1 protein-coding gene is annotated in these 325 nt (G+C 34.5%); it reads left to right on the plus strand.

The annotated features are described in order from the left end of the window. The coding region (locus OM075_RS25960) for a tyrosine-type recombinase/integrase (RefSeq protein WP_301193433.1) at positions 1 to 325 on the plus strand (325 nt) is incomplete at both ends.

The raw sequence follows: 325 nt of genomic DNA on the forward strand, positions 1-325 counted from the left end.
TTGAAATTCAAATCAACGAAAAACCCAGTCGCAGCTCTTTCAAACATCTGGTATATGGTTTAAGAGCCATGTTTTCTATGTTTAAAAATGAAGAATTATTGCTGGCACTCCCTCCTATTAAAAGTAGTAAAGCCTTACCTGCGGTGCTATCGCAACAAGAAGTTAAAACACTGCTAAAAACACCTAAACTCTTAAAACACAGAATTCTATTTGCCATTACTTATGATTGTGGTCTTCGTATTTCGGAAGTGCTCAACTTAAAAATTGAAGATCTGGATTTTGACCGCAAACAAATACACATCAAACAATCTAAGCATAAAAAAGA

This window comes from Plebeiibacterium sediminum (genome assembly GCF_026013605.1).
In the GTDB taxonomy this organism is placed as follows: Bacteria; Bacteroidota; Bacteroidia; order Bacteroidales; family Marinilabiliaceae; genus Saccharicrinis; species Saccharicrinis sediminus.